We start from the raw sequence: 17,935 nt of genomic DNA, 5'->3' as shown, positions 1-17,935 counted from the left end.
CTAAATGATCGGCATTACTGCTTTGCAGCCCTTTTTAGTGGGTGGATATCAATGGTTAAACCAGATAAAGTTACTGAGTAACTCTCCCGAGTTAAAAGGAGTATTGTTTGAAGCTAGCCCTATTTGATTTTGATGGCACACTAACCCATCATGATATGTACACTCGATTCATCCTTTATTCGGCCACTCCTATACGTTTGTTTCTTGGCTCTATTTTCCTTTCTCCGTTATACATACTTTACCGGCTAGGCATTATCCCTGCACGTAAGATCCGGCCACTGGTGAGCTATTGCGCTTTTGTAGGGCGAGATGTAAAAACGGTAACTGCACTTGGTAAACAATATGCGCAGGAGACTATTCCCAAATGCCTGCGACCTGAGATGCTATCAGTGCTCGAAAAGCATCAAGCAGACGGTACTGAGGTGGTATTGGTGTCGGCATCTCTCGACCTTTACTTACAGCCTTGGTGTGAATCTATGGGGATAAGGTTAATCTGTAGCCAGATGGCCGTAGAGCAGGGCCGCTACACGGGTCGTTATCAGGCTGGGGATTGCAGTTGTGAGATGAAAGCAATCAAAGTACAGCAACAGTTTTGTTTAACCGACTATAGCGAAGTCTTTGCCTACGGCGACACCCATGAGGATCTCGCTATGTTAGCCCTCGCAGAACACCCGCATATGAATGGGATAAAAGTGTCGCTTTGATTGCCGTTGGTTATTCAGCCATTCTTACAGTAGAACTAGTTAGCGATGAGATTGAACTTTGCCCTCATCTCGATATCTCATCTGTTGCAGAAAATCGATGGCGCTAGTGTCTCTTTGTGGCGTGAGCTTAGGATAATTCGTACAAAGCTATTTAACACTGATACTGAAAATCAAAGCTCAGTATTAGAGCAAGCCCGTTTTGCCGCAGGTAACAGCGATTGGCAGGATTACACGACAACTATGGGGGGGGCTCGACCAAACTTAAAGATAGGCCGATTAAACTACGTTACGAACTGAATAATGATGAAGAAACAGGGGAGTGCTTACCGAGTTACTATGACGGTGAGCTTATCAGTAAAGTGAAAGGGTTATGGTATGCAGGAAAAACCATAGTCACCAGACTTTACCAATGGAGGAAAGAGAAGGCATAGGAGCTTTCAGGTTAGGCTCTAAACCTAAGTTAAAATTAAATGGACAGATAAGCCTAAGCTTTCAATGCTGACAGCTTAAATCTAGAAGAACACCCCTCACCAGCAGTTTTAGCCAAAAAATAGGCTATAGCTCTAATCAAATACATTCAGAAATCTCTCAGAAACCTTTTGTTAGTTGCCTGCCAGAATGGTAAGGATGCTTTTACTTGGAGTTCTGTAAATAACTGTACTAGGCAAGTTTTTTATTAATATGTTACGCAGCACTGTTAAAGCTATTAGTTATTGGTGATATCAACTTATTATTGGGCAGAAGTGAGTTGAAACGATGTTTGGTCGGATATATTTTATGTTTAACTCTATACGCTCAAAAAAGGCTGCGCTATAAACTAAATATTGTTGACGGTGTCACATCGGTAGTGGAGTGTAGTAGTATAAAAATTACTTTCCTTAAGACTCCATCGAATTATGAAAGCAGCTTTAGTATTTACATTAGGTTTGACAACCTGTACGGCTGTAAGCGCAACCACCTCTCTTAAAACTGCATTCGATACCTTCTCAGATAGCTGGCTAAATACTAGCTATGTATTCACTTGTGGCTCGGACACTTACAAGCTAGAGAAAACATTCCCAAATAACACTTCGCTTTTCAGGAAGTTTGGTCTGGAATGGAAGGCGATGATGGGCCTGCTAGTTAAGGGTACAGGTATTGAATTCTCTGGATTAGCAATCAGTGGAAATCTTCCTAGAGAAGCAATTCCCCTTAATGTTGAGCTACCTATACATAATGGAAAGGATGATGTATGGCGGTATTTCACACTAAGCCAAAGTCGCTCTTCACACCCGCTTGCAAACGTAGTCGATTTTTATGAGTCAAAGATGATTACAAGAAACACTACAGGTGCAAATCACTACCTGATGTTTGATTCTGAAAAATATATAGTCGAGCAAAAAGTTGTTAGCCGCCAGAAGGAAATTGATGTGCACCCGCAGAGACTTTCAAATCTAAAAGTTAAATTAGAGCTGCTTAAAATCAGAAAAATTGCAAGTCATAACGAGAATGTAAAAGAGATAAATCAGTTGATTGCTAACACCAAATTACTAATAACCGAAGTAAAACAGAAAGAAGAAAAAAAGGCCAAGGAATTAAAATCGAGCAATAGTATCGAGGACTTAGCGCGTTTAATGGAAGTTAAAGCAACTGTAAAGCTATACGTAAATGGTATTACGGTAAAAGCACCTGCAGGAAGCTACCTAGCGACAAGCAATTGTAGGTTTTCTGAGTAATGCCCTGTTTTGATGCCAAGGCCAAGGCCAAGGCCAAGGCCTATGGTTGTTGAAATAAATAGGTAATTTGACCAACTAACTAAATGCTTTCTCTAAATCATCGCTAACACACTTTTGGAAAAAATACGCTAGATTATATACTCTGGGGCGGGTGGCTCAGATGAGAAAAAACTTCTAAATATCCCTAATTCACTCCGTCCCACTTATCCGGTATTCACGAGGGGGGGATTGGATAGCAATTCATACTGCAATTTTAGCTGTTTAGGTCAGGTGTTATAATTGAGTTAACCTATGTGAAGTTACATGCTGTATAGCGTGGGAGCTAGAGGCTGGACGCCTCTGACTACCCAATTGTTTATGCTGCAAGAACTGGTTTTTTAGGTATAATCATATTTTGTATTACTGATTTATACATGCTCTTATAGTCGCCATTTGAAACTTCTGTTTCTATGACCTCAACTCCAAATGACTGCAATAGTCCTTTTTTCTCATGATCAATATTATTTGTATAGAAAAAAATTTTATTATTAACCAGTTGTTCAGATGAATAGCGTGCACGCTTATTCAATATCCACCATAAGTCAGTTTCACTATAATCTAACGAAAGCCCAATAATATGAACATTACTAGAAAAAAATAGATCTACCCATGAGGTATCACAGTATTTATTTGCTTTAAGTTTTTTCACCATGGATAAAACACGTTGCTTCTCACCTTTTAACTTATGCGTATACTTTCCTTTAACATAAGAATCGATTTTGCTAACAGAGCCACAATAATGATCTAGCCCAAGCATGATTGATTTTGGGTGTTCTATTTCGCCATGGATATTCCACAAATATTTAAATCCACCATTTAACTTATATCTTCTTTTTCTACGTAAGCTATAGATTTCTTCAGTGGTAAATTTTTCAGGTGAGCAGTTAAGGGCCTTTTCAAAAGCCAAGTCATAGTTTGTTGTCAGGTAATTATCAAAACTCATACCAGCCAGTAGCTCGAAAAGTTCATTTGATCCCTGCTCTCTCATCTCATCGGCTATGCTTTCTTTTATTTTTAGCTCATCCGCCTTTTGATTATGACTAGAATCGTGTTGTTCCATGAAAATTCGCTCATAAACCATAGTGTTTGGTAGATTCTTGTTCGTAAACTTTTTACCTGCTTTAAGCTTATCTAAAAGGCTATCCCATGAAACGGAGTTTTCTGAAATTCTATTTAATCCATTCCCAAATAAAAGAGTATTTCTCATAATCCCTCTAAGCAGTATTTATATGTGGTGGGAGTGACGGAAAGGTTTTAAACCATTCCTCATGTACTTTACAGTTTTCACTATTTGGCTCAGGTGATGCTTGCTTAATACGAACGTGTAAAGGCATCGCTACGCAGTTGCCAAAGACTAGTGCCTCACCAGGTACAGACTGTTTTATTTTATTAGCAAAATCATCTGAGAAATAAGGTAGTATCGAGTAAACATAGTTCATATCCACTTCATTCTGAATGCGGTGAACAATGAAGTTAGAGCACTGTGATAATACGGTTCCAGATAGTTCAGATGGACGCTGTGAAGATATCAATAAATACAGCGCGTACTTGCGACCTTCCCGCGCTATCTGTTCAAAAATGTTCTCTCTCAGAAGGTACTTTGAATCTTTTTTAATATAGCGATGAGCCTCATCCAAGACCAGATGGATTGGTTTTTCACGTCTTTCTGAACCTTTAAGCTTTTTCCTGAAAGAGAAGTGAAGTCTGGATGTCACGGAAGTTAATGTTTCAAGTGCATCTCTGGAAAGTTCACTGGTATCAATGATTACCATGTTCGTCTGTGAAGGAATTGCACATTTTGAACTCCAAAGCCAATCAAGATAATCCTCTATCTTACTAACATTTGGAGGGCTATTTCTCATGAATAAGCAATTATCGTTATCAAGGAAAAAATCCAGTCTAGTCATCATTGTCGATGTGTATTCTCTGATTCGACCGTTACCTCGGGCATCTTCTTCGAGCAGAGCCATATTGGCCGCTTGCTTTAGGAAGCGATAGTCGAAGAACTCCTCAGTAGTAGCTCTATAATCCATAACCAAACGTACATCGTCATCGTTAACTTTTCTACGGACTGTTTGGAGAGTGTTCTTAAGCTTGTCCTTATTTTCACCGAATGAAATAGTGCAACTCGTTAATAATTCACGAAGGTCTTTAAAAATACCTTCTTCTCGGCAAGCAGACGCTAAACCAGTATCAAGTTTAATCAGTTCCACAATACCGTAGATAATACTTTTTGCTGCAGTAATTATCGCTGTTTCACTATCACCTTGTGAGTGAAGTGTTTGGAGTAGATTGCAAATTTTAAATCTTAGATAGTTGATTAACTTCTGACGTTCATCCCCCGCTCGCGTTGAGATCATGTAGAATTTATAGCTTTCTTGTAGCACCCTATCCCAGAACGGCCGCTGAGTGGCATCCGTTGCCATCAAGAAGGCACTCCATTCGTCGATATTCATCAGAAAATGAGGAAGAAAAAAAGGTTCATAACCATCTTCGCAAGCTTCAATATTTGGCTTAAGAAATCGTACACTTAAATTATGGCATTTTTCATGTTGCTCAAACGCATTTCGATATTCACCGTTCACATCGAAAATTAAAATCCTAGAGCCGATAGCTGAGTTGTCTTTTTTCTTATGGATTTCCTGAATGATATGAGTAATAGTATTCGACTTGCCACTGCCTGAGTTTCCTAGTACAGCTGAATGGATGTTGAAAAACGAATTGATAGATATATCTATTGGGTAATTAATTAAGTTCTTGCTCTCCCCCAAATAAAAGCTTTGGTGAATTTTATCACATAGCTCATTGTTTCTACTGGTTTGAAGTATTAACTTCATATCTTCAAAAGTAACAATATTTACTTCACTATAGATAGCTGGAAAAATACCAACACCGAGGTTAAAACGATCATCCCTTGTTATCGTGCCGATAGGTTTTAGTAATAACTCTCTGCTGCTATCAACGTCATAAGCAGCAGTATCGCCCTTCATATCACTATCAAAGATAGAGACAACCTCACATATTAATTTGTCACCAATCGAATTGGTGGTCTTAAGATAGCTACCAATGTTTCCAAAGTAGTAAATAACACCCGCAAGATTGACCGAGTTCCCCCTGACTTCTGTTGATACTGTAACTTTAAACTGGTTAAAGTTGACTGAGGTGATTTTACCAACTTTCATGAGTTACCTCTTGCCTGCTTCAGAGTTTGCATAAAGTCTTCTAATAAATCGCTGTCGCGACTCTTATCCAAATCAGGAATGAGCTTGTTTACGATGTACTCGAAGTAGTGAATTTTTGATTTTTCACTCTCAATATCAACTTCTCCAGAGATTTGATATATGCGTCTATCTGGGAGCTGTGTAAGGTTTTCAGAAGGGGAGTAATCACCGAAGATCACTACGCTCAAACTTGGGTTTGAAGCAAGAGCGGCATAGATGGCATTGTTAATGTGTTCATCACTAAAACTGTAGCCGATTACAATTAGCACTCCATGCTGGAGTAATAACTTATTCTGAAACTCTCGAATCAAATCAGCATATGGGGAGCCTAAACTCTTATTCTGCTTTAAAGGTGTTGGGTATATGAGAATGTTATTTTTTGGAGGAGGCTGATTTGGCTCAACATCAACCTCTTTTATATTAAAGAAGGAGTTATCATTAGACTCAACCCAGCTGATCGAACCATGCAGTTTGTATAGATAAACCATGTTCTCTAATGGTTCATACTTCTCCATATTCGAGTCGATTCTTCGGGAAAATGTGTAAGAAAACCGCGCAGGATTGAAGGTTCGAGATAGGCCACTACTAAAGCCATTGTTGTAGTTGACGTTAAGGTAGCCGAGAGCTGTTTCACTTAATAGATCGTTGTTAGTAGTGAAAATATTCACCCTCGCTAGATCTTTGTTCCGCAGTGACAGTTTTTGATAGAGATGCTTGTACAGTCCTAGGGATTTTTCTGAGTCACTAGCGTTACAATCAATGTTGATTGATGAGTAGATTTGGGATTCAATTAGGTCAATCAAGTAGTCATTAACCTCATCTTTTTGACCTACGCCTTTTAGGTAGGAACGCTTTGAATATAGGGTTCCTAACATGTTTTCAAGGTTAGTGGGCGAATTATCTTTAACCTTATTGAAGGCTTCTATTAAATCCTCATGAGTAAAACTAAACTCTCCAAACGTTATAGCTGCTAATGAGTCGGTTACCTTCTCTTCAACAATCCTAATCAGTGGAGCCATAGCAGGTATAGCGTCAGCACTTGCCCCTGCTCCAAGGAGAAAATGCAGATTTTTAATGTTGGTTAGATCAGACATCTTGTTTCTGATTTTCTTAAGCCCCTCTTCGACATCATCCATGTCACTAAATAGCGAATCTTGACCTTGTTTGAAAATGAGCTGTTCATTAGCTATTTGCTTTCTCGCTGTATTCTCAGGCATTACTATAGATTCCTTTTCTCTAGAGCTATTTTTCGTGGACTTAACAGATGATTAGCTAGCCTATAATGGAGGGTGAATAGCTTACTTTACGCTTATACATAGTGATAGACCTAGTGCCAAAGCGGCCACGACCATGACCAAATAGCATCGCTGTGACAACTAATAAAGATATTATCGTGCTAGCCACCACAAACCCGTTTACTATGAAACTCTCGCCAAAAGACCGTATTAAATCTTGTTCGAATAGATATTTGATCCCTAAAAGAAACCAAATAAATACAAACATTAGACTTACTAATTCATTGATCTTAGATACTGAAAAGGTTTGCTGAGGATAAACAGTTTTGTACAGTGGCCCTGTAAATGCGTCCTCTAGAAGATCCACATGAACCTCCCAATGACGTTGCCAAGATTTACTACCAATATTGGTTAAATGCCAAGCTAAAGACAGTACGAACCCTATACAGATTAGGAAGTAGACTTCGACATGGTTGAACGGATCTGGCTTTACATAATTTGCCGATGAAATTAGAGCAAAATATCCTACGAATGTACTGGCTATGAATGCCCAAAAGTAAGTGGCTCGCTTCCAGTACATTTCAATCTCAAAATTTCTTGTAGCCCAAGCCTTCTCAAATGCCCTTTCTGCTTTTTGAGGGCAAATATCGACTAATAAGCTATTGTATTCATCTTTAGAAAGCCCAGAAAGAGCTGATGGCTCATTAGAATATATATATTTGAAAACTTCCAAGTATCCCTCTCCCAAAGTTATCTAAATTTAGACTGATATATCTACCTTTTGACCAGTCACTATCTTGCAAGTATCAGGTAAGCAATTCAAGGTGTATTAATAACTTATGTGATTCTGGGTGAAGGGAAGATCGTTAATGTTGGCAAAATTATGTAGTCAAACACGACAAGACTTCTCAAGTTTTGAAAGGAAGAGCTGTACACTGCTTAAAAATGAACTTCTTTATTAATGGTATTAGTTTTATGAGTATAGAGTCGTATACTGCGCGATGAAGCGTTGATAGGGGGCTTGGTTAATTGTATAGGATTGATTAACAGCTGAAGTCAGCAGTATTTTTACCAATATACTTAACAGTGCATCTGCTACATATTTGCTACACAGAACTTCAGATACGAAAAAGCCGTAGTAGGTACTAACCTACTACGGCTTATCTGTATTGGTGGCCCCTCCCAGACTCGAACTGGGGACCTGACGATTATGAGTCCAGGTCGCTTTTTTAGGCTCATAATAGAGTATAACCTATCCTACTGAAAATCAAGGTTTTAAATTCTATAGGTAAATGAGCTTTTGCATTGCTTTGCATTATTTATCATGTTTCTTGTGCGACAGATGTGCGATCAGATTTCACTGAAATGATGAGAGCAGACTTATGAAAACCAATATACAAATTCCATTTTCGAGAAAATCCATTACGCAGTTTCTTTGCTATGTGGCTATACGTTTAAATCAGAAAAATGCTAAACCAAACCAAAAGTCGTTAGCGCTTAAAGCCTACCTTGACGCAACTTACTCTCGAGAATCTATCGACCATTTTCACAATGAAATCGAACGTTGGTGGTTGGGAGATACAAAATACTTAGTACTTAATTGCACTGATGTGAAAGGACTATCAATAAGGTTTTACAAAGCCCAGCTCAAGCTGACTAAAACAACATTATCACCGATTGAGGATGCAAAGCTTGCAGTGGTCTATTTACGATATCGAGACGCACTAACAACAAAGTTGATAGCAACTAAAGTTGGTGAACTTTCAAAAGATAATATTAGCCAGTTAGTAAAGGCTGCTGTTCAGCTTAAATCCGGTAATAACCTAGGCATGAAGCTGATTGAAAAACAGAAAGCGGCAGTAAATAGTGATAGTTGTGCTGTCAGTTTACGTACGTTTTTACATTCAGATTACCTAGAAACAAAACGCTACGAAAACCCTAAAACGGTTATGTGCAAGATCAGAGTGATTGAAAGAAACTTCAAGGGGTATCTTGATAGGCCTATATCCGACATAACGGCTGAAGTGGTTCGCGAGTGGATGCGTGCGAAAGAACGCAAGCTAACTAAAAGACAATTAGCAGCAGGTGAGAGCTTATGGAGTGTTAAGCCCTCAACGCTTAAAGAGACTATTTGCACCTTAAGGGCATGTATTCAACTAGCTAAGGAAAAGGGGGCTATAAGAGATCACGACTTGTACACTTTGCCCAAAATTAGAGTCGATAACCAAATTATTCGCTATTTGTCAGATAGTGAGGAACTGAGGCTCTATGATGCGATTAACCATCGCAATAAGATGAAGCATGAGCAAAGAGTTAGAACTATCGGGCATCGACAAGAACGTGGCTTGCAGGCTCCAATAAAGTTAGACCTTTGCCAGTTTGCAGATCATGTCACGCCGTTCATTATTTTATTCAAAGAAACTGGAATTCGGCCTGGTACCTTGTTTAATTCTCGCTGGCAGGATATCGACTTAGAAAATCGCTTTTTCCGCATAAGGAAGTCATTGGATAAGCGGGGAGTTTCAAACTTTATTCCTTTAAATGAGCTTGCTTACGCAACGTTAGTTGAGTGGCGTAAGCATTGGGTTCACAAGGAGTCAGCTAAACATTTTAGGAGTAGAGCAGATTCGTGGCTGTTTCCATCACCAACAAACCCCAGCCTACAGTTAACAACAATTAAGAAGCCTTGGACCAAATTGCTTAAAGAGGCAAAAATAGAAAGCTTCAGGCTCTATGATTTACGCCATGATTTTGCATCAAAAGTGATGATGCAAACGGGTAATATCTACATGGTAAGCCAGTTACTCAATCATAAGCAGATTGAGACTACTAAGCGTTACGCTCACTTAATGGATAGAACACGGTTTGAAGCTGTTGGTAAGTTGGACTCATCGCGACAGCTAGGAGCGCTGCCGGATTTTTTGAAGTAAAGAGAACTCACAACGTTAAACGTTGCTGATACATATTTTGCTATTTGGCTCGTATGTCTAATTTGAAAATAAAAGCTGCCTATTAGACATAAGGAGTCTGCTGCTTGCTTCGAGATTTAGGTTTTTTAGTATCAATGTTCTAATTCATATAACGATTTCAAACTCCTAATTGAAGGCGTCCAGATCGATTAGATTTAGAGTAAGTGGTAATGGAGCCAACTTAGTATACATTTTCATTTAATGGTCAATTGCAGCTAATGTCCGTTAGTGGACATTAGTTTACTTTTATCTCTGTCACAATAATTCGGTTATTTATTGGTAAAGTTTGCATTGAGTGTAAAGCACACCTTCGTTTTTTTAATATTGGTAGTTAATGTCAATAGCATCAACAGCATACCGAAAGTGATAGGGTGGTTATACCTTAAGTTACGGTGTGCTTTCGTGGTTTGCCGATGATGTTTCATTCTGGTGAACCTCGAATCTTTTGTTTATTCAAAAAAGATTTTATGTCACATCTACAGTGGGGGAGGTGGTACTTTATGTTATTAGATTGTTCCTCTTGAATAAGTGCTTTTATTTGATTTGTTATTTTTGGTGATCTTGATCAATGTTAATCAACAATGTTAGCTAATGCTTGAATTTGGTCTTTAAAGTAATTGCTGTGCGGTTCATTTTGACACATACTGCGTCTAATTATTTTGTCAGAGCCTTTTCATGAGTTTAAAAGATATCAATTATGCTCAAAAGCAAAGACTTGCTTACATCGACTTTAAGTTACTGTTTGTTGGGTCTCTATCTCGAATCGAGATCGTCAATCACTTCGAAAAGGGGTTATCTTCTGCAACTAGAGATATCAACCTGTATAAAGAGTTATGCCCCTCTAATATGAAGTATGATCCTAAAGATAAGAAATATTATCAAACCAGTGAATTTGAGCCACTTTTTAACCACGATCCGCGTAAAACACTGGTTAAGCTTGCTAACCAGATCACTGATGGTTTCGATGTTGTTGGTGAGTTAGCTTTCCCAGTGCAGGCACCTTCACAGCTTAATGTCCCTAATATTTTTATCGTTGCTAAGTTAGTGCAAGCCATCATCAATAAAAAATCAGTTAAAGTCACCTATACCTCATTAAGCAGCGGTGAAACAACTCGAGAGCTCGTACCCCATAGCATGGTTGATAATGGCCTTAGGTGGCATATCCGTGCGTACGACCGTAAATCTAAATCTTTTCGTGACTTCGTTATTTCACGGATTTCTGAGGTAACACTTTTACCAGTAATTAATGAAATTAAAGAGGGGATACTCGAAGATCACCAATGGATGCGTATGGTACCGCTTCAACTTGTACCTCACCCTAAAAATGTGAAGCACGCCAAAGCGATTGAGATGGATTTTGGTATGCTGCATGGTGTCCTTGAGGTCAATGTCAGGGCCGCAATGGCGGGCTACCTTCTTAGATGCTGGAATGTGGATTGTTCTAATGAAGCCAAGTTAAAAGGTGCAGAGTACCAGCTTTTCTTACAGAACAGACAAACGTTATATGGTGCAGATAACTTAATGATTGCACCCGGATACCAGTCAGATGAAGAGGGATTTTAAATGACACCTCAGCAAATAAATAGTAACCATAAAGCCTATTTAGGTGACCTAATAGGTGGCAGTTTGATGTTAAGTGAGGCTCAACTCGTGGCTGAGCTGCTTCTTACTGAGCCAGATAAACAGCAGTGGGATGATGCAATAGTAGAGCAAAATATATTGCAAAAGCGTTCCCCTGCTTCAGCCAAGCGAAATGCGGCAACAATAAAAAAGCGCATTGCTAACTTAGGAGAGCAGTTCCTCAGTAGTTTGGTAAACGCTAATCATGAGGAAGCGGCACAACTGATGATGGCGGCAACCTTAATCAACTCGCCTTTACTAGCAGATTTTATGCGCACCGTAGTTATGGATGCTAAGCGCATGTACCGCGAAAGCATCGATATAAAGGATTGGGAAGGTTTCTGGGAAGATAAATGTCGAATTTATCCTGAGTTAGCAGATATGTCAGAGAGTTCGACCTACAAAATTGCCCAAGTCGCCTTTAAAGTAATGACCGATAGTGGCTTCTTAGAAAGTACTAAAACCAAGGTGTTGACCAACATCTATATCACCCCAGATGTCCGTAACCTATTAGTTCAAATGGACCAGGAAGATATCATTCAAGCGATGGAGGCTTACTAGTGCTGCAACTACAACAGCGTTTAGACAATATCCAATCACGCCTCGAAAGTGACGAGTTTCTTCAGAATAAAGAGCTTGGTGGAGAGATTGGCTTCTACATCTTCGACTATAAACCTGAGCATGAGCTTGCCGTTCGTGAACATATTGCGCAACTCGAGAAGAAGCTACCAAAGCGAGGCTATACCTTTGCAAGCATTAACCTTTTCGAGATGATCATTAGATTGCTTGAAAGTGAAGGTATCTTAGAAAGTACTTTTGAAATGCAGAAAAAAAGAAGTGAACGGTACTTATTTAAAGCACTGAAAGGAACGTTTGAGCAAAATCGCGTCGCTGAGTTCATTGTGAAGGAAGCAAATATTGATAATTGTGACTTCATCATGCTTCATGGCATGGGCAGTGTTTGGCCAATTGTTCGAGGCCACGGCCTGCTTAATGCATTGCACGCAAAAGTAGGGCAAGTGCCTACCGTAATGTTCTATCCAGGTGAATATGATGGCGCAGCGCTAAAGCCATTTGGACGTATTGAATCAAACAACTATTACCGAGCCTTTAAACTGGCCTAACGTGTCTTTAAGTACGTTAAAGCAAGAAACGTTAGTCAACACAATCAGTGTCGTCAGAAAAAAGCCAATATGGAATATGAACTCTTGGAATAAGAGAGTCAGATAGGAATTATCATGCAGTTAAAGCAGTTATTTAATAAAGATATCACTCGCCCAATTAATGGCGTCGTTAAAGCCGATCAAGTAGGTAATGAGACAGTCTTCGTCGAACTAGACGAATATGTCATTACAGCCGAGCTCAAAGGCCATATTGAGGACTTCTTCAAATACTACATGCCATCGGTTGATGATCCTAAGACGGCCTCTAAAACGGGGAAATCAGGCATCTGGGTATCTGGTTTCTTTGGTTCAGGTAAGTCGCACTTTATCAAAATTATGTCATATCTACTTAAAAATATAGAGACAGCCCATGATGGTGTGACAAAACGAGCGATTGACTTCTTCGAAGATAAACTAGAAGAGGAGCAGATGCTACTGGGTGACATGCGCCGTGCTATTCAGAAAGAGAACAATGTAATTTTGTTCAACATCGATAGCCGCGCCGATACTGACGACAAAGAAGATGCGATCTTAAAGGTATTCCTAAAAGTCTTTAATGAATACATGGGATATTCAGGAGACCACCCCCATCTAGCCAATTTAGAAAGAACCTTTGATCAGCAAGGGAAACTGGACGACTTTCAAAGTAAGTTTAAAGATGTTTCAGGGCATGATTGGGAATCAGTAAGGCATAATTACTATCACTATCTAGACCAAGTTATCACAGCATTTTCACATGTTACTGGACAAAGTGAGGAGTCCAGCGAAATAGCAATTGAACAGATAGATGAAAACTTCAGCCTCGATATTCAGAACTTTTGTAAATGGGTAAAGCAATACCTTGATGGTAGCCCTGAACGCCGTATCAGCTTCTTTGTTGATGAGATTGGCCAGTACATTGGTCAAAACACGCAAATGATGCTTAAGTTGCAAACCATTACAGAAAGCCTAGGAACTATTTGTGAAGGCCGAGCATGGGTGGTAGTTACATCACAAGAAGATATCGATGCAGTATTAGGTAAGATGCAAGAGGGATCGCGCAAAAACGACTTCTCACGAATTCAACAACGTTTCGACCGCATCTCTCTGTCTAGCTCAAACGTAAGCGAAGTTATCGAAAAGCGTCTACTCGATAAAACCGAACCTGCGCAAAATGCACTTGCAACCCTGTATAGTGACAAAGGCGACATCATTCGCAGCCAATTGAGCTTCGAAAACACTAATACCGCAGAGTTTTCTAACTTCGCAGACACTGCCAACTTTGTATCCAGCTATCCGTTTGCACCCTACCAGTACAACCTAATACAAAAGGTCTTCTCTGGTATTAGTCAAGCAGGCGCAGCAGGTACACACCTTGCTAAAGGTGAGCGTTCATTAATCGAAGCATTCCAAACGGCGAGCAACCAATTTGTTACCGACAGTATTGGCCGCTTAATCCCGTTATACAGCTTCTACCCATCAATTAAAAAGTTTCTAGATACCGCTGTTGTGCGTGATATCAACCACGCTCAAGAAAAAGCATCTATCGACGGTTTTGCCGTTCAAGTGCTACAAATCCTATTTATGATCCGCTACGTCGAAGAGATGAAGTCGACCATAGATAATATCGTCACCTTATGTATCTCAGAAGTTGATCAAGACAAGCGCCAACTTCGCATCGACATTACAGAGCGCTTAGATGCATTAGAGAACAACCTGCTTATCGCACGTCAAGGTGATGAATACATCTTTTTGACCAACGAAGAGAAAGAGATCGAAAAAGAGATCCAAAACACCGAGATCGAAACCTCTGATGAAACCGCGGAACTCAGTAAGATCTTGTTTGATGAGATTTTAAGCAAAAATAAAATTTATAACTACCCAGAGAACAGGCAAAACTTCCCAGTTTCACGCTTCTGTAATGGCCAGCCATTCGATAAGGGCTCAGTAGATAATGACCTGCGTCTTAAAGTGGTATCGCCAATAGACGCCAGCTTCGATGACATGAACGAAGGTGTCTGTGGTAATGAATCTGCTGACTCAATTCTAATCAAACTTCAAGATAAAAGTCGCTTGTTTGACGAGCTGCGCACCTATATCCGCACTGCTAAGTATACCAAGCGCAACGCAGGTCGTGATGCCGATATGGAACTGCTTATCCGTGCTAAAGCGGCTGAGAACAGTGCCAGGCGTAAGCAGATTGTCACCGAGTTAGAGCAGGTGATAAAGGAGTCAGATTTCTATCTATTAGGCCATAACTACAACGCCAAAGGCGCTACGCCAACAGCGATTGTCGATAACGCCTATCGCCAAGTAATAGAAGATACCTTTAACAAGCTTAAATACGTTAAACCTTACGTTGGTGACATTCGTCAGCAGATTCAACAAACCTTGGTTGTTGATGATCTGAGCCAGATGAATATCGACCTGACTGACGTAGAAGCTAATCCCCGCGCTTTAGCCGAATTAGAGCAGCACATCGCCATTAGTGACGAATATAATCGCCCCATCACCGCGGGTGACATGGTGAAAAAGTTCGCACGAAGCCCCTTTGGCTGGAACGATAATGAGATCATTTTAATGATTGCTCGTTTAGCGGTCGCCAACAAAATCACACTACAAGCTAATCAGCAAGATGTACCGCTACGCAGCGCATTTGATCACTTAGACAAAAACGCCAAACGTGCCAATTTGCGTATCCGCCGTATTCAGCAGCAATCAGAAGCGAGCCTTAAGAAGGCTGCCAAACTGTACAAGTCAGTGTTCGGCAAAAATGCGCCAGTTACTGAAAAAGAACTTCACGAACAAGCGCGTCAGCAGCTTAAAGGGATGCTGGCTAAATTAAAGGATTTCAGAGCAAAATCTGACACGGGTCATTTTCCGGGTAAAAATGAGATTGAAGATGGCATCACCACTCTTTCATTACTCGTAGAGCAGCAAGGTAGCTATAAGTTTATCGATGAGCTGCTACGCTTAGGCTCTGAGCTGGAAGACTTTAAAGAGGACTTCGAAGATCTAGAGGTCTTTTACGAGAAGCAGTTCTCAGCATGGCAAAGCTTGGCTAAGGCGTTAAAAGTTGAATTTGCCAAAAACCGTCATCTATTGGAAACATCTGAAGTTGCGAACTCAGCCCTAGAGAAGCTAGAGGCAATCTATAACGATACACGTCCCTACGGGAAAGTACGCCAGGTACAGGGCTTAATTGAATCGGTGCAGTCTGTGAATGATCAGATGCTCAATGATTGTCGCACAGAGGTTGCAGGCAAACTTGATACCGCAATTGAAGATGTACAGCAGCACGTAGCGGCGGCAAATGCGCCAGATACTATCAGTCACAACGCGCTTCGTCCGCTACAACAGTCGCGCAAGCGTTTAGCGCACTTAACCAGTATTGCCGAGATCAATGAAGAGCTTCGTAATGCATCAAATTTAGTGGAAGAAGCTGAAAGGCTCATTAATACCTTTATCGATCAACAAGCTAAGGAAGCTGAGCTTGCAGCTAAATTAGAAGCGGAACATCTAGCAAAGCTTGAAGAGGAGCGTCAAAAGCTAGAAGGACGAAACGATGACCAAAACAAGGTGGCAGAGCCCAAGCCTAAACCTAAACCTGCCCCAGTAGCACCTAAGCCAACACCGAAAAAGCTGGTGACGGTAAAAGCTGCTGATGTCTACCAAGAGCTGGCAGACACAGCTTATCTAGAGACAGAAACCGAGTTAGACAACTATCTTGCTGCGTTAAAGTCTCAGTTATCAGAGCTGCTGGCTTCAAACCATAAGGTTCGAATCAAGTAGCCAAACATTCCCTCACAGAGGCTACACAAGGCATTATCTGTGAGGGAATAACTAAGTATCAAGCAATAATAGAGAGTGGTGATTAAGTTGTCACAATTAGATATCAAGCCAAGTTTCATCAAAGAGCTTATCGGCACAAATAATTACAGCCTACTTAAGCATAACCTTGAGTTTATGTGTAAGGCTTATGACCACTCTTACTTTAATGTGTTGCTTGAACAACTGAATGAACACGAATACTTAGCATTTTTCAATGAATTAAATAGTTCGGTTTTTGATGGGGGATTAAGTTCAAGTGAAATAAATAACAGTATCCAATTATTAAAAATAAATGCTCATGAAATTTTTGTTGATGAGTTTGATATATTTATGCTGAAAAGCAACAATGCACTAGTTTTCAGTGCAGTGCTTGAGTTTCACTTTAAGTTACAACATGTTGTCGAACTGATATTGACAGAACCAGAAGACCTAGCAGGCCAAGAGAGTTTGCTACATACATTCCGATGTACACAAGAAAAAAAGCAGCAATTAACTCAAGAGTTGGAGCTATTAGACATTGGTAGCGATGAATATATTCATACGCATGAGTTACTGCTTGCCATTGAAAGCGAATTACTACAAATAGCCAAAGAAGTAAAAGTAACTAAAGAGAAGTCTAATTTAGCTGCTGAAAGAATAAGCCTGTTCCAGTTATTGCAACCACTACAAAAATTGGGTATGCCCTATAGCATGCAATCACTAGATGGGCAAAATTCAATTAAAACGCTCTACTCTCAAATCAATAAGATCTTAGAGTGTCTCGCTAGCCAATACTTTTCTCTCCCAAATGGAGAATCCGAGTCATTAAGAAACCATATTAGCCCTGAGATATTGTCTCAGCTTCAAGACGGGCAAGGTAAAACTGCCGATTTTGATCTATTTAGGTTCGTTTTCTTACCAAAGGCACCTGATTTAAAGACCCTGCATAAAGCTATTGAGCTTGCTCTGATTCACCTAAACGATCTGTTAAAAACACTAGATCCTGAAAACGCAGCAATCAGTAAAATTGTAGAGTTGCCTAAAGCGCATAAGAATGCAAAAAACTTCAGGCTGTACAAACAAGGCGACCTAGCCATTTTATCTACTCGTAAAGGGACTAAAGTTTTAGAGTTCCAATCTATGGCAGAAGCTGAAGTGTGGAGTCGGCAATTTCAATTACTTAACAGCAATATAAAAATAATCAAAGGACTGCCTGTTCCCAAAAAAACAAAGGTCAGACGAGCTTATTCAACACCTGCGCTAGGTAAAAGAACTTTAGTCGTAGGTAACGCAAATGCATCAACAATATGCAAGACCTGTAATGGTACTGGATTGTGGGGAAACTGTAGAAGTTGTGACGGTAAAGGGTTCTTTTAGAGTGCTGCTCGGCTTTGGTCGTGGGCCACAAAATCTAGTCCCCACTTATCAAGCTTAGTTCAGTAACAAAGTTGCATACAAAATAAAAGCAGGCGCTCTTTGA

At 40.0% G+C, this 17,935-nt stretch carries 13 protein-coding genes; 9 read left to right on the top strand and 4 right to left on the bottom strand.

What is annotated here, in order from left to right; translation table 11 throughout:
- Positions 1 to 107 precede the first annotated feature (107 nt).
- The 3 genes from AB4238_RS03550 (at position 108) to AB4238_RS03540 (ending at position 2,419) form a co-directional block, all read left to right on the top strand.
- Positions 108 to 704: an HAD family hydrolase gene (locus AB4238_RS03550; protein ID WP_372031352.1), complete on the top strand. Its 597-nt coding sequence runs from the start codon at positions 108 to 110 to the stop codon at positions 702 to 704.
- 218 nt (positions 705 to 922) lie between these two features.
- Positions 923 to 1,135: a hypothetical protein gene (locus AB4238_RS03545; RefSeq protein WP_372031350.1), complete on the top strand. Its 213-nt coding sequence runs from the start codon at positions 923 to 925 to the stop codon at positions 1,133 to 1,135.
- A gap of 465 nt (positions 1,136 to 1,600) precedes the next feature.
- Complete coding sequence (locus AB4238_RS03540; protein ID WP_372031348.1) at positions 1,601 to 2,419, top strand: hypothetical protein; 819 nt, start codon at positions 1,601 to 1,603, stop codon at positions 2,417 to 2,419.
- A gap of 355 nt (positions 2,420 to 2,774) precedes the next feature.
- Here AB4238_RS03540 and AB4238_RS03535 read toward each other — a convergent pair whose 3' ends face one another.
- From AB4238_RS03535 to AB4238_RS03520, 4 genes are read right to left on the bottom strand one after another with little or no spacing between them, the layout of a single operon-like run.
- On the bottom strand, positions 2,775 to 3,665 hold the full coding sequence (locus AB4238_RS03535; RefSeq protein ID WP_372031347.1) for an SIR2 family protein: 891 nt from the start codon (positions 3,663 to 3,665) through the stop codon (positions 2,775 to 2,777).
- Positions 3,666 to 3,672: 7 nt separating this feature from the next.
- Positions 3,673 to 5,640 (bottom strand): ATP-binding protein, encoded by a 1,968-nt coding sequence (locus AB4238_RS03530; RefSeq protein WP_372031345.1) that lies wholly within the window; start codon positions 5,638 to 5,640, stop codon positions 3,673 to 3,675.
- On the bottom strand, positions 5,637 to 6,896 hold the full coding sequence (locus AB4238_RS03525) for an SIR2 family protein (RefSeq protein WP_372031343.1): 1,260 nt from the start codon (positions 6,894 to 6,896) through the stop codon (positions 5,637 to 5,639). Before AB4238_RS03525 ends, AB4238_RS03530 begins: the two co-directional genes overlap by 4 nt.
- A 55-nt stretch (positions 6,897 to 6,951) precedes the next feature.
- Positions 6,952 to 7,647, bottom strand: coding sequence for a hypothetical protein (locus AB4238_RS03520; protein WP_372031341.1), 696 nt, complete (start codon positions 7,645 to 7,647; stop codon positions 6,952 to 6,954).
- A 649-nt stretch (positions 7,648 to 8,296) separates the two neighbouring features.
- Between AB4238_RS03520 and AB4238_RS03515 the strand changes: the two genes are divergently transcribed.
- From AB4238_RS03515 to AB4238_RS03490, 6 genes are all read left to right on the top strand, one after another.
- A complete protein-coding gene (locus AB4238_RS03515) occupies positions 8,297 to 9,844 on the top strand; it encodes a tyrosine-type recombinase/integrase (protein WP_372031340.1) in 1,548 nt (515 codons plus the stop codon).
- A gap of 714 nt (positions 9,845 to 10,558) precedes the next feature.
- Entirely contained in the window at positions 10,559 to 11,446 is an 888-nt protein-coding gene (locus tag AB4238_RS03510; protein ID WP_372031338.1) for a WYL domain-containing protein, read from the top strand.
- Complete coding sequence (locus AB4238_RS03505) at positions 11,447 to 12,064, top strand: DUF1819 family protein (protein WP_372031336.1); 618 nt, start codon at positions 11,447 to 11,449, stop codon at positions 12,062 to 12,064.
- Positions 12,064 to 12,627: a DUF1788 domain-containing protein gene (locus AB4238_RS03500; protein WP_372031333.1), complete on the top strand. Its 564-nt coding sequence runs from the start codon at positions 12,064 to 12,066 to the stop codon at positions 12,625 to 12,627. The genes AB4238_RS03505 and AB4238_RS03500 overlap by 1 nt, the downstream gene beginning before the upstream one ends.
- A gap of 114 nt (positions 12,628 to 12,741) precedes the next feature.
- A complete protein-coding gene (brxC, locus tag AB4238_RS03495; protein WP_372031331.1) occupies positions 12,742 to 16,437 on the top strand; it encodes a BREX system P-loop protein BrxC in 3,696 nt (1,231 codons plus the stop codon).
- 87 nt (positions 16,438 to 16,524) lie between these two features.
- Positions 16,525 to 17,832, top strand: coding sequence for a hypothetical protein (locus AB4238_RS03490; protein ID WP_372031329.1), 1,308 nt, complete (start codon positions 16,525 to 16,527; stop codon positions 17,830 to 17,832).
- Positions 17,833 to 17,935: the final 103 nt, after the last annotated feature.

The organism is Shewanella sp. 10N.286.45.A1, from assembly GCF_041470405.1.
Lineage (GTDB): Bacteria > Pseudomonadota > Gammaproteobacteria > Enterobacterales > Shewanellaceae > Shewanella.
The sequence above is the reverse complement of the archived record's forward strand: the minus strand, read 5'-3'. Positions and strand labels throughout refer to the sequence as shown.